Below are 18,381 nucleotides of genomic sequence, written 5' to 3' on the forward strand. Positions count from 1 at the left end.
AGTAAAGCAATGCCGTCGCGCCACAGATCGGTCGCCTTGCCATGGGATTGCAGGGACTGGTGCCCCGGCGCCCTTTGAAATCAGATGTCCCTGACACGGTGGCTGCCCCATGATCCGACTGCTCCTGACCTCCGCAGCCCTGCTTGTCGCCATCCCCGCGGCCATGTCCGCCAATTCCGCATTTCCGGCGGCCCCGGTCCAAACCGCGCTGGTCTCCCCGCCGCTCGCCCCGAAGCCGAACCCCTCCACACCGGGCGTCAAACTCGTCGAACCGCATCTGCACGTGGCGCGCGCCGGCAAGCCGGCAACGCGCGTGGCGCTGACTTTCGACGCCTGCATGGGCAAGACCGACATGCGGATTCTGAACACGCTGATCGACCAGAATGTACCGGCGACGATCTTCGTCACTGCCCGCTGGCTGCGCACCAATCCGGATGCGTTGGCGCTGATGATGTCCCATTCGGACCTGTTCGAGCTTGAAAACCACGGCCTCAACCACATCCCGACGGTCGATCGCCCGACGCTGGTCTATGGCATCGCCGCTGCCGGTTCGCCGGCAGCCGTGGCCCAGGAAGTGCAGGGCGGCTCCGATGCCATGCTGGCCCATGGCATCCCGCAGGCCCACTGGTTTCGCGGCGCAACCGCCAAATACGACCTGTCGGCCATCGCCCAGATCCGCGCGCTCGGCTTCGAGGTGGCAGGCTATTCGATCAACGGCGATGCCGGCGCCTCCCTGCCGGCTGCCGTGGTGGAGAAGCAGTATCTCAGCGCCAAAGACGGCGACGTGCTGATCTCGCACATCAACCAGCCGACCCATTCCTCCGGCGAAGGCGTCGTCAAAGGCATCCTCGACCTCAAGGCGCGCGGCGTCCAGTTCGTCCGGCTGGAGGATTTCGCCGTACAGGGCGACGACAACACCACCCAGCAGGCATCGCGCTAAAGCGGCAACCCGCGCTCCGGTATCGGGTTGCCATTTGCAAAGCCCCGATAGGTCGGGCCTTCGCGGTCCAGCGCGAAATCGTCGAACCAGTCGCGCCGTTCGTCTGCGACCAGTGCGCCGATCATCAGCGAGGCCATGAACGAGAAGGTTATGCCGTTGCCGCCGTAACCGTAGGCGGCAATTACGTTCGGCATGTCGGGAACAGGGCCGATCAGCGGCAGACCGTCCACCGTTTCGCCAAACGTGCCGCACCAGCGGTATTCGGCGGTTGTGTCTGCCTGTGGCCAGAGCCGCTTCAGCTTCTCGCTGAGGGTGTCGATCTTGTCGGCCATCTTGGCATCGCGCAGGGCGGGCAGCACCGTCGCATCGTCTTCGCCGCCGATGATGATGCGATTGTCCGCCGAGGTCCGCATGTAGAGGTAGGGGTGGCTGTCCTCCCAGATCAGCGCGCGGTCGCGCCACAGCCTGTTCGGGTCCTGCGGCACTGTCGCCATCGCCCAGCTCGAGGTGGCGCGATGCAGCTTCGGCATCGGAATGCCGGGCATCGCATAGCCGGTTGCGAGCACCACGTTCCGGGCTTCGATCACGTGGCTGCCATCGGTCTCGATGACGGCGGAGCGGCCTTCCGTGCGGATGCGCGTGGCGGATGCTTTGACCAGCTGTGCGCCGCGCTTGACGGCAACTGCGAGCAGTCCCCAGGCCAGCATCAGCGGATCGACTTCCGCAGCGCCGGACGAGAGGATCGCACCGTCGCGTTCAATCTCGAATTCGGTCATCAGGTAGGGATGCGACAGATACTCGCCCGGCAACCCGGCACGCTTGCGGAGCGCCAGTTCCTGCTGCAGTTCACGCGCGCCGCCGATGCTGTTTGTGAGATACAGGCTCGAGCGCTGACGGTAGCCACAGGGGATTTGCAGCCGCTCGATCAGCTTGCCGAGCCCCGAGACAGCAACGACGCTGCGCCGGTATATCGCGGCCGCCTTGTCATAGCCGTAGGAGAGCGACAGATCGGAGAGCGATGTATCGAGCTCCCACATCAGCATCGCGGTGCTTGCCGAAGTGCTGCCGAGCCCCGGCTCTTCGCGGTCGATCACACAGACGGAATAGCCACGCGCTGTCAGGTGTTCGGCAATCAGCGATCCCGTGATCCCGCCGCCGACGATGGCCACGTCGACCGAGAGGTTTTCGCGCAACGGGCTGTACCACGGATGCAAAGCCAGCCGGCCCCAGGGGGCGCGGCCGGTGACGAGGTCGGACTGTTCGGTGGCGTTCATCTGCAGGTCGGTCGGCATTTCGTCTCTGGCTCCAGGAAAAGGCGTGCGCGCAGGACAGTCAGGGAAGCTGCGGCTGCGGCTTTTCCTCGATGAACACTTCGTTGATGACGGTCATGACGATCAGCGACAGGGGAAGGGCGAGCATCGCGCCGACAGCGCCCCACATCCAGGTCCAGAAGATGATGGCGACGAACACGACGAAGGGGTTGAGCTCGAGCTGGCGACCCATCACCGCCGGGAAGACGAGGTTTTCCATAGTCAGGTGGACCGAGAAGAAAATCGCTGCGGGTATAAGGCCGATAAGGATGCTGTCATGGGTGAGGACACCGGCAATGGCGACCGCGACGGTCATGAGCGTAATGCCGAGGAACGGTACGAAGCTCGACAGGAACGCGAACACACCCCACAACGCCGGCATGCTGAGCCCGCCGAAATAGGCGATGGCCGTCATGATCACGCCGAGCCCCATATAGATCAGCGAGGCCGTGGCGAAATAATAGCCCAGCACCTGCTCGACAGCATTAATGACGCGGATTGCCGCCAGCCGTTCAGGCCGGCCCTTGAACGCCATGATGATCGCCTTGCGCAGAGTGACCCGGCCGACCAGAAAAAGCAGCAGCGCCGCAAAGAACACCAGCCCCTGGACGATGGCCGGGGTCAGGTTCGCAGTGACGACATGCAGTATGCTGCCGGTATGCTCGATCAGGGCCCCTGCCGACATCGGCCCGCTCTCGAATGTCTTCGGCGTGATGTGCAGCCAGTGGATTTTCTGCAGGAACGGCATGATGCGGTCGATAGAGTTCTGCACCATGTCGGGCCCCTGGCTTGCCAGTGCTGCCAGCGGCCCGGCGACGCTGTTGATGATCAGGAAGATGATCAGCGCCACGGAGCTCGAGAGAAGGACCGCATTGAGAATGCGCGGGACACCGAGCTTGCTCAGCTTTTCGGCGACCAGACCGAGGATCATGCCGACGACGATTGCCAGCGTCACCGGAATGAGGATGACCGACATGAAGTAGATGCCGGCTCCCGCCATGATCAGGAAAATGCCGATGATGGCCCAGGCGGACGCGACATCGAGCCCGTCTTTCTCGACCCGGCGCATGGGTGCCCCACCATCCATCTGCTCGGTCGCCTGTTTCAGCGAGTTGGCCCAGCTGCTCAATCGCATCTCGCGTTCTATGGCAATCTTGCGTGTCTGCTTACGTATACCGTTGGCAATGCCCATTTTTGTGAACGTTCCGGAAGCCCCAGCGCCTCGCAGCCATAACGCGCAAACGCACTGCGGGTTCCCGAGAGCGGTAAGCTAAAGGTTGTAGCCGCTTCCGCGGCATCGGCAGCGATTTCTACAGCGCCGCCAACTGCCCGCCGGGAGGGCGGAACGCCCTATGCGGTGAGCGTCAGGCCGATACCCCAGGGGTCTCTCAGCGACACCCCGCCGTCGCGTTTTTCGTGGCGGATTTCGAGGCCATCGAGCTTGCTGACGGCTGCGTCCAAAGCGGCGCTGTCGTTGAAGCGAAGCGTGTAGTCGGACAGCCCGGTCATGTTCTCCGTTCGGACGCCGGCGCCACGGCTGTTCCAGATGTTGGCCGCGACATGGTGGTGATAGCCGCCGCTGGCAAAGAAGCTGGCGCCGGGATAGCGCGCCATGATCTTCAGGCCGAGGACGTCGCGATAGAAAGCATCCGCTTCCGGGATATTGCCGACCTGCAGATGGATATGGCCGATGGCCGAGCCGTCCGCCATGCCGTTCCAGCTGTCCTGTGGCGCACTTTCGTAGAGCTTCTGCAGGTCCAGCGCCAGTGTCGCCATTTCGATCATGCCGTCGGTCTGCAACTTCCAAAGGTCGTGGGCGCGGTCGGCATAGATCTCGATACCGTTGCCTTCCGGATCGGCGAGATAGATGGCCTCGCTGACGAGATGGTCGGAAGCGCCCTGCAGCTGGACGTTGTTGTGGGCAGCATGGCGCAGCCAGCGGGCCAGCTCGGTCCTGTTGGGCAGCAGGAAGGCGGTGTGAAACAGGCCAGCGGTATTCTGTGGCGCGCGCCTGGCTGCTTTGTCGGTGGTAAGCGACAGCAGCGGCTTTCCGCCAACGCCGAGCAATTCGCCGCTGGCGCTTTTTTCCATCGATTTCAGGCCGAGCATAGACTGGTAGAAGCCGGAAACCAGTGGCAGGTCGCTGACGACCAGATGCGACTGGCCGACATAGGCTGGGCGCGTCAGCGCATAGGACGGTGCGGTCTCGGTCATGAAATCTCCTGCCCGGTGTCCGGGTATTATATCCGTCGCGCGAGGCGGCATCGATGGGACGGCTGGCAGGACCCGAGGTCCCGCCACCGCCTTCGCCATCTTATATGGCCGATAACCGTCGTTCGCAGAAGATGTGTTTTTGACGATGAAGCGTGCATCCCTTGTTGACGCTGGCCTTGTTGACGCTGGCAGCCTTTGACCTCGATCAAGGGATTGTCGGGTCCGCGCCGTTAGGGTGGTCATGGAAAGCAACGGGGCGTCCAAAGGGGCAGAAGCATGTACAAGAAGATCATCGTGGCCATCGATATCGGAACCCTTGCGAAGGGTGAGCCAGCGCTGCGGCGCGCGATGGAACTGCTCGATGCCGGCGGCGAGATCGTCGCGTTGAATGTCGTGGAGGATATACCGAGCTCTCTCATCCTCGACCTGCCGCAGGATTTCGTCACCGACGCTATCGGCGACGCCGACCTGAAGCTCCAGGATCTCTGCAAGCGCCTCGCTGTTCCGGCTCTCGTCGAAGTCCGCACCGGCTCGCCGGCAGCAGCGATCCTGAAAGCTGCCGAGAAACATGAGGCAGACCTCCTCATCGTCTCATCTCACATACCCGACCTGTCGAACTACTTTCTCGGCGCAACCGCCGACCGCGTCGTCCGCCACGCCAAATGCTCCGTCCTCGTCGAACGTGGATAGGGGAGCGAAGGAGGAAATACGGCTCTCTCTCTCTTTCTCTGTCGGAGTATGCTATCGGCTACCGCCGGAAAGCACCGAGGGTAGGGGAAGGCGGAATGGAGTTTCGTGAGGCTGTAGCAGACGATGCCGCCAATCTGGCAGCGCTGACGACACAGGTTTTTCTCCATACCTATGCCAAGCGCGGCGTCCGGACCGCACTTTCGACCTATGTCCTATCGGAGTTCACGGCAGACAAGTTCCTTCAGGCCCTCGAGGACAAGCAGCAGATATTCGTAGTCTGCTGCGAAGGCGCCCATCTCGTCGGCTATGTGCGCCTCGCCTTCAGCGCGCCGTGTCCGTCCGACGACCGGCTGCAGTCGGAAATTGCCACGCTCTACGTCCAGGAACACTTCCTGCGCCGGGGCATCGGGACGCAACTGCTGAACCGGGCGCTCCAAACGTTGCATCGCCGCGGTGCCGATGCCGCCTGGCTGTCCGTCAACCACGAAAACGCCGATGCCATCGCCTTCTACGAAAGACATGGCTTCCAAAGCGCCGGTTCCACAGACTTCGAACTGGACGGCGAGCGCCACGAAAACTTCATCTTCCGCCGCGCGCTTGACGGGGGTGACGATGGGGAGGGCGTGGCTGAGTGGGGGTGAGTTGGCCTCAGCCCGCGTCTTCGGGCATTTCGTCGCCCTTCTCCGGGGGCTGGCTTTCAAGCCGGTCGAGAATCGCCAGTGCCTGCGCCGGATCGCCACGCGCCGCCTTCCGCTTCAGACTTTTGAAAGCCCGGCGGTTTCCCATGCCCTCGGATATCAGCGACAAAAGCATCTGGTTCACCGAGACATTTTCCTCGGCGGCGGCTTCCTTGGCCTGCTCCATCAGATAGTCTGGCAGCCGCAACGGATATTGGCTCATGTGACTTTCCTTTCTCGTTTGTACAGGCGGACAAAATCTTTTGCCGAAAGAGCTGTCAGGCCGAATACCGAAACTGACGGATGTCGAAAATGGCGATCATCCGTGACGATCAAATTCGCTCCAGCTGCCAAGGCGCATTCGACAATCAGGTCGTCTTTCGGATCATCCAGGAATGGCCGAAAGCGGAACCACGGCCGTATCAAAGTTGCCATGGCACATAGTGCGTCAAGAATGACATCGATCTCTACTGCCGATGTATACAATCCGGCTAGTCCGGGCCTTTTGAGAACATCCTCGTATTCCAACACAACCGCTGGTGACATTGCAAACGGAATGGACCGCAAAAGCATCTCTCTTAGAACGAAGCCGGATGCTCCGTCCCGCGAACGAATTCCGCGTAGAATGACATTGGCATCTGCAACGACCATGGTTCAAGGTAATATCGTATATGATATCACGCAAGCCTGATAACAGCGGATGCAACCCTATTCTCCGCCTCCCAACGCTTGCCCCGAAATCCATGAGATGGCACCATTCGGCATGGCAAATCGCGACGCACATTCACCGGTGGCGGAGTTCAAGGGTATCCGCTGGACTTACGACAAATCCGAAATCATTGCAGACAGCATCGTCAACGGCGTCGGCGTCGTTCTGGCACTGATCGGCGCCACGGTGCTGGTCGTCTATGCGACGCTGTGGCGATCCGGGGGCGAAATCGCCGCTGCCTGGATCTATGGCCTCGGCCTCGTGCTGACGCTCACCATGTCGTTTTCCTACAACATCTGGCCGGTCTCGCCGACCAAGTGGATCCTGCGGCGGTTCGATCATTCGGCAATCTTCGTGCTGATCGCTGCCACCTATACGCCGTTTCTCGAGCGCGGATCCGACGATCCGCTGCTGCTGTCGACTTTGATCGCCCTGTGGGTGTTCGCTGCGATCGGCATCGTGCTGAAATGCGGATTTCCCGGTCGCTACGACAGGCTGGCGATCCTGCTCTATCTCGCCATGGGCTGGAGCGGCGTGCTGGTGGCAGGACCTGTGGCAGCCCGGATCCCGTCCGTCTCGATGCTGCTGATCGTCGTCGGCGGTGTCGTCTATTCGCTGGGCGTGATCTTTCACGTCTGGGAAAAGCTGCGGTTCCAGAACGCCATATGGCACGCTTTCGTGCTGACGGCCGCCGGCATCCACTATGCGGCGGTCATGACCTGCTTCACCCTGTCGCCGCCAGCGAGCCTTTGAACGGCGGCTTCTGGCTGCCGGCATTGCATTTTTCGGTTGCCTTGAGGCTGCGCACCAGCCGCATCAGCACGGCATCGTAGCGCTGCATTTCCGCCTTGGCATAGTCCATCTGGAAAAAGGCCGAAGCCCCGTTGCAGAGCGCAACGCCGCGTCCGTAGACCAGCCTGTCGCGCTTGATGCCGGTGAAGCTGAAGCCTTGCGAGGTCGTTTTCGAAAAAGACACTTGCCAGCCATCCTGCCTCGCCAGCACCAGACGCGTCTTCGCCTCGCTCTGAAAATCGCTGCTGAAGGCGGGGGTGGCAAATACCAGCAAGCGGGCGGATTTGTCGGCCGGCGCCAGGGAAAGTCCGTCGCCGTGATTGGCAAGAAGGGTAAGCCCGAAACCGGGCGGCAGTTCGATGCTGTAGCCGAAACGGCTGTTGTCGTAGGGCCACCATTCGCTTGCATGAGCCTGCCCGGTCGAGAGCGCAGACACTGCAGACAGGAGCAGACAGGCGGCAAGGCGCGACAACATGCGTTTTCCGGATGGCGAGAACAAAGGATGTCTATTGTTTAGCCTATTTCGAGCCAAGAATCTCGTAGTCTTGAAAAATTAATATGGCGAATTGCCCAAGGATAAGTCATCGCGGCGGCAGCCATGCAAGAGCGGCAGATTTACTTTGGTCATGGCGCGGCGTATGCCGTCGATCGTCCTAAAACGGAGTGTGCCGTGACCGCCCCCATCCTTTTGCGCGATGCCGTCGACGCCGATCTGGCCTCAATCCGCGACATCTACAACCACGCCGTCGAGCATAGCACGGCGATCTGGAACGAGGTGCTGGTCGATGTCGACAACCGCCGCCAGTGGTGGAACGCACGCGTCGCCAAGGGCTATCCGGTGCTGGTCGCGATTGTCGCCGGCAAGGTCGCCGGCTACGCGTCATACGGTGACTGGCGCGCCTTCGACGGTTACCGCCACACCGTCGAGCATTCGGTCTATGTCGACCGGGAGGCGCGTGGCGCGGGGATCGGCGAGCAACTGATGCGAGCCCTGATCGAGCGAGCCGCTGCCGGCAATGTCCATGTCATGATCGCTGGCATCGAGGCCGAGAATGCAGCGTCCATCCGCCTGCACGAAAAACTCGGATTTCGCGTCGTCGGGACGTTTTCGGAAGTCGGCATCAAGTTCGGTCGTTGGCTCGATCTGACCTGCATGGAGTTGCGGATACTGTCCTGACCGTGGGGCCATGCTCCGGCTTGCTGTCCATGTGCTTGCAGCCAGCCATTGGCCAACAAGCCGGGGCAGGGCGACAAGGTCCCGTCGCTACATCTGCTGTCCCGCGAGTGCAGGGAGAAGTGCACCCTGCAGTATCTGGCAGCTTAACTGCCGGTTGAATACGTCGCGAGACAACACTGGACCCTGCACCGGCGATTTCCGGGGCTCAAGCATTTACAACTTGACGCGGCGTTCTTTCAGGGATCATTTGTTCGTACGCAAATAGGTAGGTTTGCTTTGTTATTTTGGGTGTCTGTTCCTGCATAGAATAACGGATTCGACCGTCTGAAACATTGCAACCGAGATCCTATTTCATAATCTGTTAATTTTCCTTCAAGTTGAAAATTCGAAGTATAATTACATTTACATTTCCCAATGTGTCTGAATTTAGCACACGAATTGTTCTCTGTGGTGACTGGACTTTCACGCCGACAGTGATAATTCATTGCAAGTCGAATTTGACGTGCTTTTGAACTCTCGATTACGCCATTGATGCTTGAAGCTTATTGCAACGGGTTTTACCCAAGGGGTCGTTGGTCCATCTTTGGGCGTTCAAAGTCGGCACGCCGATTCGTTGGTAGACAATTTGCTGTTTATGCGGGGACAAGACTTGGGGGTGTCTTGAAGTCACATGCAGTTGTGTCGCGAAAGACTATGTCGCCGCGACGCTGACCGGAACTGAGGCGAGCCAGAGCGGCTTGTCTCTGAAAAAATGTGAATAGGAGAATTTGAATGACAGACGCGGTTCTTGGTGCCGGCGCTGACTTGCTGGTTGAACTGACGGCCGACATCGTGGCCGCCTACGTGAGCAATCACGTTGTTCCCGTAAGCGACCTCGCACACCTGATTTCCGACGTGCATTCCGCGCTCAGCGGCACCTCGGCACCGGTCGCCGCCGTGGCTGTTGTTGAAAAGCAGAAGCCTGCCGTCTCCGTACGCAAGTCCGTACAGGACGACCAGATCACTTGCCTGGAATGCGGCGGCAGTTTCAAGTCGCTGAAGCGCCACCTGATGACGCATCATTCCCTGTCGCCGGAAGATTATCGCGAAAAGTGGGACCTGCAGGCGGACTACCCCATGGTCGCGCCAGCCTATGCCGAAGCGCGTTCGCGCCTCGCCAAGGAAATGGGTCTCGGCCAGCGCCGCAAGCGCGCCCGCTGACCATCAAAGATACACAGCAACACGGAACCGGGCCTCGAGCCCGGTTTTTTTGTGGGAAAGTTTCGACATTTAAGGAAAATAATCCCATTAATATTGAGGGTGATTTTCAATTTAATCATTTAATTCAGCAAAATAATGCTGGCGTCTATCAATTGTTGGTTCTTGCTATCTTCGTCGATGTGTGAATAAATTCCTAAAAAGGAGTTTGCGCATGTCCATCGATCCCCTCGTTCCCGTCTCTCTTCCTGCGATCATTCCGCTGCCAACGGTGCTGTCGGGCACGGCGCTCGTGCCCGTTCGCCGCGGCTTTCTCTCGGTCGACGCCACCTGCGGTATCGTCAACCGTATGGCCGGCGAGATGTCGGCGCTGGTCAGCGAGCGCACTCTGCACCGGCGAGACCGGCGCCGGACGATGTGGCATATCCGCCAGATCTCCATGTATGTCTGCCACGTCGCGCTGCAGATCCCCATCGCCGATATCGCCGACGCCTTCGGGCGCGACCGCAGCACAGTGGCCTATTCCCTGAGGATCGTGGAGGGCAGGCGCGACGACCAGGCCTATGACGCTTTCGTCGAGTCCGTCGAACGTCTGGCCGGCTCGGTGTTTGCAGCTTCGGAGGCGGCTGCAGATGAGCACTAGGACACCCCCATCCCGTAAGTCGCTGGTCAGATTGCTGCGTTTCATCGGCGCCGGTGCGGGTATGATACCCGAGCCCGGCGGCGTGGTGCTCCAAAGTGTGGACGGACGCCGGCAGTTCAGCGCCACCGGGCTGATCGACTGGGCTATGGCTGCAGGCCTCGTCACCGACAGCCCCTCGACCCCACCATTATCGGCGGCTGACGCGCCAGCGGGGCCTTTGGAGACGGCCAAGTACCTGATGTTGTTGCCGCCGGCACGTAGCTTCCTGCGTCGCGCAGCCGCCGATACGGAAGAGGAGTTCCTGGCCCAGCACGCCGAAATCGTTTCCACGACTGCAGAGGTCGACGGCGCCAGGCAGAGAGTGCGTTTCGATCAGGCGGAATCGCCGCTTGCCGCGCTTTCCCGGTTAAAAGACCGCAATGGCGCGCCTTTCCTGCCGGAGGCGGCTCTCGCTGCCGGGGAAAAGCTTGCGTCCGATTTCAATCGTGGACAGTTGCAGCCGCGCGTCACTGCCTCGTGGGAGCCGCGCCTTGCGACTTCGGCCAAGGGCGGGCGCGGCGGCATGGCTGACGTCGCAGACAGCGCCATGGCGGCCCGTCTTGCCGTCAACCGCGCCATCGCCGCGATGGGTCCAGAACTCAGCGGTGTCGCGCTCGATATCTGCTGTTTCACGAAAGGCCTGACGACCGTCGAGCGCGAAAGGCAATGGCCTGCGCGCTCTGCCAAGCTGATGCTGCGTACCGCGCTGCTGACGCTTTCGCGACACTATACGCCACCTCGATCTCAGAAGAATTCCACCACGCAGCACTGGGGAGCGGAAGGATATCGACCGGATCTACTCAAGCCGGCCCGCTCGTTGAGCCGGAAATCGAGCTTTCGGCTTCCGCTTTTCTGTCCGGGATTCGCAATGTCATGTCCAGTTTCAGGCGTTCGAGGAGATAGCGACTGTCTCCCGTTGACTTTTCGTTCAGTGAAATGACGTTTTTTTGGGGATGTTTTGAGCTCGAACGAGGGCGATGATGCGTTCGTAACGTTCGCGTCTAGGTTACATATTTATGCGTTTGCGCGTTGGGCTCGCTTGCGATCATTCATCCGTCCGATCTCAATCTATGGTTAAAGGCATGGTTAATCGTTTGAGCGAGGTGAAGCGCAGTGTTTTGCTGAAACGCAAGGGAGTGCCATCACGATTCTGATAGCTGGATAACGCAACCGGAAAGCAATCCCTGCGCGACTCGACGAATCGTCGGGCGAGGGATAGGCCAGATCCCGCAGCCCGCATTTTGCGCTTTGCTGCGGTCTCCATGACAGGTCAAGACATCGATGGATCACGACGAGGCCCGGCTGCGCATCATGGAGGATATCGCCACCGTCGGCGAGCTGACGCGGATGGTGACGCAGCGCTACGATGCGATGTTCGCGGAGTTCTACGCGGTGCTCCTTGAGACGCTCGACAGCGCCTCCGACATGGCCGATGCGGCGTTGACCGCCATGTCGGTGGCGGACGCTGCTGTCGACACCGTTCGGAGCAATTTCGCCGGCCAGCCGCACTTTGCCTGTTCGAAAGGATGCAGCCCCTGCTGTCACCTGTTCGTCGCGGTGCCGCCCGGCGTGGCCGAGGTGATCGCTGCTCATGTCGAGAGTAACTTCACGGTCATCGAGCGCGAAAAGCTGGTTTTGCGGCTGGAGGCGAAAGTTGCAGCCGATGCGGCCTCGCCGACACCGCAGCTGTTGCGGACGCCCTGTGCACTGCTCGACGACGGCGGCAGTTGCACGGTCTATGCGGTTCGCCCGCTTTCCTGTCGAAGCTTCACCTCGACCTCCCTGCCGCGCTGCCAGCAAGTAGTGTTCGGGGACAACCCGGATGGCGGCGGTGTCGATCAAAACCCGGCGCGCTACCGTCTCTATGAATTCGCGACAAGGGCGCTGGAAGAAACGGCCCGGCGCCGCGGATTGCCCGGCCAGCAACAGGGGCTCTCGGCAGCCCTGCTGCAGCAGCTGGCCGGCTGAAAGCGATCAGGCCATGCGATCGTACTATCCGGGACGGAAAACCTAGGCGGCGACCTTGTCGCGCGCTTCCTCGCGGATGCGCTTGACCATCGAGCGCAGGCCGTTGGCGCGTTGCGACGACAGGTGTTCGACCAGCCCGATCTTGCTGAACACCTCGATGGCATCGAGATCGGCGATATCGGAGGCGCGCTTGCCGGAATAGGTGGCGAGCACGATGGCGACCAGCCCCCGGACGATATGCGCGTCGGATTCACCCTCGAAGGTCATGACCGGATCCTTGGCCCCGTCTTCGGTGTGGCTGACGAGCCAGACCTGGCTGGCACAGCCTTGTACCTTGTTGGCAGCCGTGCGTTGTTCTTCCGGCAGGTCCGGCAGCGCCTTGCCGAGCTCGATCACATAGCGATAGCGATCCTCCCAGTCCTCGAGGAAGGTGAAATCGTCCATGATTTTGTCAAGGCTGGTCATCGCATACGTCCACTGTCTCTGAGACTGGCATATAGGCGAAAGCAACGGCGATTTGAACCCGCGCGGAAAAAAGAACGCCGTGCGGAGCAAGTCCACACGGCGCAGCAACATGCTGGGAGTTTAACAGGGCAGGCACGGCACGTCAGGGTAAAGGGGAGGCGCCACCGGAGACTTGCCCGGCGTCGCGGAATTGATGTCGGCTCAGAGGACCGGGCGGCGCATCGGCACCGGAACGTGGATGATGGTGCCGGTGAAAACGCTGTCGTTGGCGTCGCTGCCGAGTTTCGGCGGCATCGGCTGCATATCGGGCTCTGCCTGCGGTGCGGCGACGGCGACCTGCTGGCGGGACGTATCTGTTGTACCGGCGTTGCTGGCAGTCTTATCGGCCGGCTTGCCGGAAAGCTGATGGTCGATCATCTCATAGGCGACCAGTGCGCCTTCGCGGGCTCTATAGCCGAGCGCCGTGAAAGTCTCGCCGCCCTTGACGCAAATCTCGGGCTTCTCGCTGCACAGCGACGTTACATATTGAAAGGCGCCCGTTGCTGCCGTAACGGCGTCGGACATCTGGACCTGCGGGTTGTTCTGGGTCCGGGTCGTGCTCTGCGAGGAGAAAACCGGCAGAAGCACCAGTACCAGCGAGAACCAGAAGGCTGTCTTGATCAGAAACCACATCGTGTTGCCCATCCTGTTTTTCGTTCGGTCTTGGAGCCGAATCGATCCGGTCTTCCCGGTTGAAACAAACCTAGTCCGCAGATGCTGACATCGCTTTTCAAAACTAGAAGGCATTTGAGGCCAATTTAGTTCAAATGCGAGCTATCGGCATTTTATGCACATTTAAGTCAAATTGTCGTGGCCGCCGTTAAGCATGTTGCAGGCCATCTCCAGAGAATGCCGGGGGTTGCGCTCCCATCGCCTGCCACAAACCTTAACGAAAACACGAAAAAGCAGCGAAATCCATCGCTTACCCCCTGTTAACTACAAAAACCGATGCATCCTTTCGATGCGTCAAAACGGGATTTTCCGGCTTTTCAGCGGTGGATTGGGCCTTTCGGCTTATCCTTTCCTTAAGCGCGCAACGCCTATTATCGGGACAGAAATAGACGCCTTTTGTGCGGATTTTGGTGTGCGCGTATTGAGTAAAATGGCTGAAAAGGCGATCGCCCTTGTCGACAGGGCCGGCGGAAGCTGGCTCTCCCGGACGTCGGGCGACGGGCAGGTGCGCGGCGAAGAGCTGGCGATCCTGCGGCGCGTTGCGCGGCTGTCGTCGCTGGCGCTGATTGTGGTGCCGTGCGGCCTGTCTTTCCTCACCACGCCAGCCGTCGCCTTGCCGGTCGGCGTTGCCACCGTCTGCGCCGCCTTCCTGTTTTCCGCAGTCGGCAGCATCGCCCTTTCGCGCCAGAGACCGCTGCCAATCGAAGCACCCGTCATTATCCAGCGCCAGGAGTTGATGCTCGAGGCCGCCGCCGGTCTTGTCCTGCTGCTTGACGCACAGGGTGTCGTCACCACTGTCGGCGGACGCGACCGTGCCGCGTTCCTCGGCTGGATGCGTCCGGTCCTTGGCCGCGGCTTCTTCGAGCAGGTCCACGTTTCCGACCGGATCGTCTTCCTGCAGGCACTTGATGCCATCCGCCAGGGCTCCGACGCCGTTGCCATCCGTCTCCGGCTCGACCGCCCGGCCGGCGCCATCGATGGCGACCAGTTCGCCCATATCAGCATGGACATGACAGCCCGTCGCGATGCCGATGGCCTGTTGACGGACATCGTCGCCCAGGCCCGCGACATCGGCCGCGAACAGCAGCAGCGCGACGCCGAGACCCGCAAGGCGGCAGAGGCGGAATCGGCGAACGACGCCAAGTCGCGCTTCCTTGCCGCCGTCAGCCACGAGTTGCGTACGCCGCTGAACGCCATCCTCGGCTTTTCCGACATGCTGGCCGGCGAATATGTCGGTCGGCTGGAAAACGACCGTCAGCGCGAATATGTCGGCCTGATCCGGGATTCCGGTGCCCACCTGCTCTCCGTCGTCAATGCCATGCTCGACATGAGCAAGATCGAGTCCGGCCGCTACGAGCTGATCGTCGAGCCGTTCCCGATTGCCTCCGCCATCAAGTCCTGCGAGGCGATGCTGTCGCTGCAGGCAAAGAACAAGGGCCTGAAACTGGCAAGCCGTATCCAGCGCGATCTCGGCGAGGTCGTTGCCGACCAGCGGGCCATCCAGCAGGTGCTGATCAACCTCGTTGGCAATGCCATCAAGTTCACCGATGCCGGCGGCGCCGTCACGGTCGACGCGACGCGGGCCGGCGACATGCTGAAGATCTGCGTCAGCGACACCGGCATCGGTATTGCGCCCGAACGGCTCGCCTCGCTCGGCCAGCCTTTCGTGCAGATCGATAGCGAACATTCCCGCCGCTACGAGGGCACGGGCCTTGGCCTGTCGCTGGTCAAGGGACTGGTGGCGTTGCATGGCGGCAGCTTCGGTATCGCCAGTACGCCCGGTCATGGAACTGTGGTCACCGTGCTGGTACCGCTTGACGGCACGCTGGTGCAGACGGCAGAAGATCAGCAGCCGGTGGAATTCCCGCCGCGTCTCCGTTCCGTGGAGCATTTGGAAACACAGAGCAAGGAAGCAGTCTATGGCCACGCGAAAGCGAAAATCGCCTAAGGGAAAGGGCAAACGGCAGCAGTCCGGGCTCGCGTCCCGCAGTGCGGTGGCCGTTGGCAGTCTCGGTCTGCGCGGTGCCGGCCTCGTCGGTGGCGCTACCCTGCGCGGCGCCGGCCACCTCGGCGGCGTCATCGCCCGCTATCCCGCGACCGCAGGCGGCACCATGGCCTTCGCCGTGATCTTCAGCTTTATCGCCACCAACGCGCTCTGGTACCAGCCCGGCAACCACCCGTCGCCGTTCTTCCGCACCCGCGACGCGTCATCGCCCTACCAGCTGGCCGGACGCAAGCCGTTTAGCAGCGCCCGCCACGACCCCGCCGATACCACCACGTTCCGCATCGAACGCCCGGACGACACGGCGACATCCGCGCCGCCGGTACCAGCCGCGGCAGCACCTGTCGCAACGGCGCAGGCTCCCGTCGCCGAGCCGGGCAACGTTGTCTCGCAGGTGCAGGCCGAACTGGTCCGCCGTGGCCTCTACAACGGCGCGGCTGACGGCATCATCGGACCGCGCACCACGGCTGCCATCCTCTCCTTCGAGCAATCCGCCGGGCTGAAACAGACGGGCGAGGCGAGCGAGCAATTGCTGGCCGCGCTGAAGGCGGATGCCAAGCCAGGCGTCGCCGTGCCAGCCGAGAAGCCGCCGGCGGACATCTCATCGAATGCTGCTGCCGCCGATCCGGTTGCCGCCGCCATTATGAGCTCGGAAAAGGACGTCAAGACTGCATCGGTCAGGACCGCCTCCGCGACGCCGGCCAAAAAGCCGGTGCCCGATCCGGTGGCCAATGCGACGATGGTGATGCAGATCCAGAAGGGCCTGAGCAACATCGCCTACAGCAATGTCAGCATCGACGGCGTGGCCGGCGAGAGCACCCGCACTGCCATCCTCCATTTCCAGAAACACTACCGTCTGCCGGAAACCGGCGAACCCGACGGCACCGTCTTGAAAAAACTCCGCGAGATCGGCGCCCTGTGATCGGGTTGCGGTGGTAACGTTGCTGCCGCTGAATGGATCAGCCTTGCAGAACCCCAATGAGTGTCTTTTGGAGGATATGAGGTGGCTGTCGAAATCCGCCTGCTCGAAGCAAACGATCCCGCCGAAGCAGGTCTGGTCGCGCTCATGGAGGAAATGCAGGCGCACTATAAAGTCTTCTGCCCGCCGACGTCGGACATTCTGCAGCAATTGCGCGCCCGGCCGGCAGGCTCAGAAATTCTGGTTGCCGAAGACGGCGGCAAGGTCGTCGGCCTCTGCGCTTTCAGTTCGACCTATCCCGGAGCCGGCCTCAAGCCCGGCATATTCCTGAAGGAACTCTACGTCGGTGCCGCCTGTCGGGGGCAGGGCGTCGGACGCTCGCTGATGCGGACGCTGGCCATGCTCGCAGGCGAGAGGGGCCTCGTCCGCATAGACTGGACGGCAGACGCTGCCAACGAACGGCTTCTCGCCTTCTACGACGAAACAGGCGGCACGCGCAAAACGGACAGGATTTACTACCGTCTGGATGGTGAAGCACTCGCAGCGCTCGGCAGCGATCCCGCTTCGTGACCCTGCCACGCCGGCCACCTGTTCCGCATGGAAGAAACACCGGCCTTACGCATTCAAATTGACGGCGAAGTTCTGGACCTGGCGTATGCCCGAGAAGCCCCTGACCTTCGGAAACTCACCGGCGGCTTCGATGTCGGGAAAGCGCTCGGCGAGCACGGTGAGGGCTTCCTCCAGCTCTGCCCTCGCCAGCGCTTCACCGAGACAACGATGCGCGCCTCCGCCGAAAACCGGATGCCATTTCAGCTGCTCGCGGGTGATGTCGAAGCGCTCCGGTTCCGGATATAGCTTTTCGTCCCTGAGGGCGGACATGGTGACCAGCGAACACGCTTTATGCGCTGGCAGAACCCGCCCGTCGAGTTCAATATCCATCGTGGTGACGCGGGGCACCGAGCCGATTGCCGGCTCGTAGCGAAGGCACTCGAGAACCGCGTTCGGCACCAGATCGCGATTTTTGACGACCGCGTGCCATTGATCCGGATTCTGGAGGAGCAGGGAGAGCTGGATGACCATCGCCGAGCGGGTCGTGTCGCTGCCGCCGACGATCAGGGTCATGATCTGGGTGATGGCTTCCTCGGCCGTCAGCGATCCCTCTTCTTCGACGTTGGACATAAACTCGCTGACGAAATCATTCGCCTTGTCACGGCTGCGCCTGGTCACGATCTCCCCGACATAGCGCCGAAGATCGCCCGCTGCCTGCTGCAATTCGGGCACGTCCTGCGTAAGCCAGGAGCCGCCCAGCAGCGGGCTGAACCGGTAGACGATCTCTGAAAATCTGCCCACGTCATCTCGCGGCAGACCGAGGATCGACGCAATCACCCTCGCCGGAATAACCGTGGAGAAGTCGTCGAGCATGTCCATGCCGCCCTTGGGCGTTGCGGCATCCGCAATCTCGGAAATCGTCTGCCTGATATGCGGGCGCAGCGCGGCAATCATCCGGAATGCGAATGTCTTTGCCATCGGCGAACGCCGCCGCATATGAGCATCGCCATTCGAGGTCAGCATGCCGTTTGTCATGAAATCCCAGATCGGCCCGTCCTTGACGCCCCGCAGAGTGATCAGCTCTGTTTCCACCTGCCGCGTCTTGGCATCGCTGTGGAGGTTGAGAACATCATCGGCGCGCAGGACCAGATACACGCCGGCTTCCGACCGGATGAACGGCAGTTCGCCTCGAAAGTGGCGATAAACCTCGTGTGGATTGCTGGCGAGGGTTTGCATCGACAGCGTCGGGACGTTGCTGGCATCGGATCCGCTGGATGATTTGAAACCGGTCATCGAATTCCTGTCATGTTGACTTCTGGCAGTCCGCATCGGGGCAACGCTTGCGCAAGGCGCGCCAAAACTGTTGCCAGCCGCAGCGG

At 61.3% G+C, this 18,381-nt stretch carries 21 protein-coding genes; 12 read left to right on the forward strand and 9 right to left on the reverse strand.

Going from position 1 to position 18,381, the window contains the following annotated elements:
* Positions 1-109 precede the first annotated feature (109 nt).
* The gene (locus tag EQW76_RS10835; protein ID WP_142824351.1) at positions 110-940 is read left to right on the forward strand and encodes a polysaccharide deacetylase family protein; all 831 of its coding nucleotides are present in this window, start codon (positions 110-112) and stop codon (positions 938-940) included.
* On the opposite strand, the gene EQW76_RS10840 is transcribed toward EQW76_RS10835, so the two are convergent.
* The 3 genes from EQW76_RS10840 to EQW76_RS10850 all read right to left on the reverse strand — a co-directional run bounded on the left by EQW76_RS10840 (position 937) and on the right by EQW76_RS10850 (position 4,464).
* Positions 937-2,232 (reverse strand): FAD-dependent oxidoreductase, encoded by a 1,296-nt coding sequence (locus EQW76_RS10840; RefSeq protein WP_142824352.1) that lies wholly within the window; start codon positions 2,230-2,232, stop codon positions 937-939. The genes EQW76_RS10835 and EQW76_RS10840 overlap by 4 nt on opposite strands.
* Before the next feature lie 40 nt (positions 2,233-2,272).
* Entirely contained in the window at positions 2,273-3,442 is a 1,170-nt protein-coding gene (locus EQW76_RS10845; RefSeq protein ID WP_142824353.1) for an AI-2E family transporter, read from the reverse strand.
* A 158-nt stretch (positions 3,443-3,600) separates the two neighbouring features.
* The gene (locus EQW76_RS10850) at positions 3,601-4,464 is read right to left on the reverse strand and encodes a VOC family protein (protein WP_142824354.1); all 864 of its coding nucleotides are present in this window, start codon (positions 4,462-4,464) and stop codon (positions 3,601-3,603) included.
* Between the two features lie 276 nt (positions 4,465-4,740).
* Between EQW76_RS10850 and EQW76_RS10855 the strand changes: the two genes are divergently transcribed.
* Both EQW76_RS10855 and EQW76_RS10860 read left to right on the forward strand, forming a co-directional pair.
* Complete coding sequence (locus tag EQW76_RS10855) at positions 4,741-5,154, forward strand: universal stress protein (RefSeq protein WP_142824355.1); 414 nt, start codon at positions 4,741-4,743, stop codon at positions 5,152-5,154.
* Between the two features lie 95 nt (positions 5,155-5,249).
* Entirely contained in the window at positions 5,250-5,795 is a 546-nt protein-coding gene (locus EQW76_RS10860; RefSeq protein WP_161990957.1) for a GNAT family N-acetyltransferase, read from the forward strand.
* 7 nt (positions 5,796-5,802) lie between these two features.
* Here EQW76_RS10860 and EQW76_RS10865 read toward each other — a convergent pair whose 3' ends face one another.
* Both EQW76_RS10865 and EQW76_RS10870 read right to left on the reverse strand, forming a co-directional pair.
* Entirely contained in the window at positions 5,803-6,054 is a 252-nt protein-coding gene (locus tag EQW76_RS10865; protein WP_142824357.1) for a hypothetical protein, read from the reverse strand.
* Positions 6,051-6,482: a putative toxin-antitoxin system toxin component, PIN family gene (locus EQW76_RS10870; RefSeq protein WP_142824358.1), complete on the reverse strand. Its 432-nt coding sequence runs from the start codon at positions 6,480-6,482 to the stop codon at positions 6,051-6,053. The genes EQW76_RS10865 and EQW76_RS10870 overlap by 4 nt, the downstream gene beginning before the upstream one ends.
* Positions 6,483-6,621: 139 nt before the next feature.
* Here EQW76_RS10870 and EQW76_RS10875 point away from each other — a divergent pair, with 139 nt between their 5' ends.
* Positions 6,622-7,293, forward strand: coding sequence for a hemolysin III family protein (locus EQW76_RS10875; protein ID WP_142824490.1), 672 nt, complete (start codon positions 6,622-6,624; stop codon positions 7,291-7,293).
* On the opposite strand, the gene EQW76_RS10880 is transcribed toward EQW76_RS10875, so the two are convergent.
* Positions 7,265-7,807, reverse strand: a complete 543-nt coding sequence (locus EQW76_RS10880; protein ID WP_142824359.1) for a hypothetical protein — start codon at positions 7,805-7,807, stop codon at positions 7,265-7,267. The two genes, EQW76_RS10875 and EQW76_RS10880, sit on opposite strands and share 29 nt — an antisense overlap.
* A 195-nt stretch (positions 7,808-8,002) precedes the next feature.
* On the opposite strand from EQW76_RS10880, the gene EQW76_RS10885 reads away from it, so the two are divergent.
* From EQW76_RS10885 to EQW76_RS10905, 5 genes are all read left to right on the forward strand, one after another.
* Positions 8,003-8,509, forward strand: a complete 507-nt coding sequence (locus tag EQW76_RS10885) for a GNAT family N-acetyltransferase (protein ID WP_279309162.1) — start codon at positions 8,003-8,005, stop codon at positions 8,507-8,509.
* Between the two features lie 771 nt (positions 8,510-9,280).
* Positions 9,281-9,709, forward strand: a complete 429-nt coding sequence (locus EQW76_RS10890) for a MucR family transcriptional regulator (RefSeq protein ID WP_142824361.1) — start codon at positions 9,281-9,283, stop codon at positions 9,707-9,709.
* Between the two features lie 211 nt (positions 9,710-9,920).
* Entirely contained in the window at positions 9,921-10,349 is a 429-nt protein-coding gene (locus EQW76_RS10895) for a helix-turn-helix domain-containing protein (RefSeq protein ID WP_224128051.1), read from the forward strand.
* Entirely contained in the window at positions 10,339-11,328 is a 990-nt protein-coding gene (locus EQW76_RS10900; protein WP_202617136.1) for a DUF6456 domain-containing protein, read from the forward strand. Before EQW76_RS10895 ends, EQW76_RS10900 begins: the two co-directional genes overlap by 11 nt.
* Positions 11,329-11,669: 341 nt before the next feature.
* Complete coding sequence (locus tag EQW76_RS10905) at positions 11,670-12,356, forward strand: YkgJ family cysteine cluster protein (protein ID WP_142824362.1); 687 nt, start codon at positions 11,670-11,672, stop codon at positions 12,354-12,356.
* A gap of 42 nt (positions 12,357-12,398) precedes the next feature.
* Here EQW76_RS10905 and EQW76_RS10910 read toward each other — a convergent pair whose 3' ends face one another.
* On the reverse strand, positions 12,399-12,821 hold the full coding sequence (locus EQW76_RS10910) for a SufE family protein (protein WP_142824363.1): 423 nt from the start codon (positions 12,819-12,821) through the stop codon (positions 12,399-12,401).
* Between the two features lie 201 nt (positions 12,822-13,022).
* Complete coding sequence (locus EQW76_RS10915) at positions 13,023-13,493, reverse strand: DUF5330 domain-containing protein (RefSeq protein WP_142824364.1); 471 nt, start codon at positions 13,491-13,493, stop codon at positions 13,023-13,025.
* Positions 13,494-13,962: 469 nt separating this feature from the next.
* On the opposite strand from EQW76_RS10915, the gene EQW76_RS10920 reads away from it, so the two are divergent.
* The 3 genes from EQW76_RS10920 to EQW76_RS10930 all read left to right on the forward strand — a co-directional run bounded on the left by EQW76_RS10920 (position 13,963) and on the right by EQW76_RS10930 (position 17,023).
* Positions 13,963-15,480 carry a HAMP domain-containing sensor histidine kinase gene (locus EQW76_RS10920; protein ID WP_202617145.1) on the forward strand — a complete coding sequence of 506 codons (1,518 nt, stop codon included), beginning with the start codon at positions 13,963-13,965 and terminating at the stop codon, positions 15,478-15,480.
* Positions 15,452-16,456: a peptidoglycan-binding domain-containing protein gene (locus EQW76_RS10925; protein ID WP_142824366.1), complete on the forward strand. Its 1,005-nt coding sequence runs from the start codon at positions 15,452-15,454 to the stop codon at positions 16,454-16,456. The genes EQW76_RS10920 and EQW76_RS10925 overlap by 29 nt, the downstream gene beginning before the upstream one ends.
* A gap of 144 nt (positions 16,457-16,600) precedes the next feature.
* Positions 16,601-17,023, forward strand: a complete 423-nt coding sequence (locus EQW76_RS10930) for a GNAT family N-acetyltransferase (protein ID WP_142824492.1) — start codon at positions 16,601-16,603, stop codon at positions 17,021-17,023.
* A 45-nt stretch (positions 17,024-17,068) separates the two neighbouring features.
* On the opposite strand, the gene EQW76_RS10935 is transcribed toward EQW76_RS10930, so the two are convergent.
* On the reverse strand, positions 17,069-18,295 hold the full coding sequence (locus tag EQW76_RS10935; protein WP_161990956.1) for a cytochrome P450: 1,227 nt from the start codon (positions 18,293-18,295) through the stop codon (positions 17,069-17,071).
* Positions 18,296-18,381 lie beyond the last annotated feature (86 nt).

Source organism: Rhizobium sp. rho-13.1, assembly GCF_007000305.1.
GTDB lineage: Bacteria > Pseudomonadota > Alphaproteobacteria > Rhizobiales > Rhizobiaceae > Rhizobium > Rhizobium rhododendri.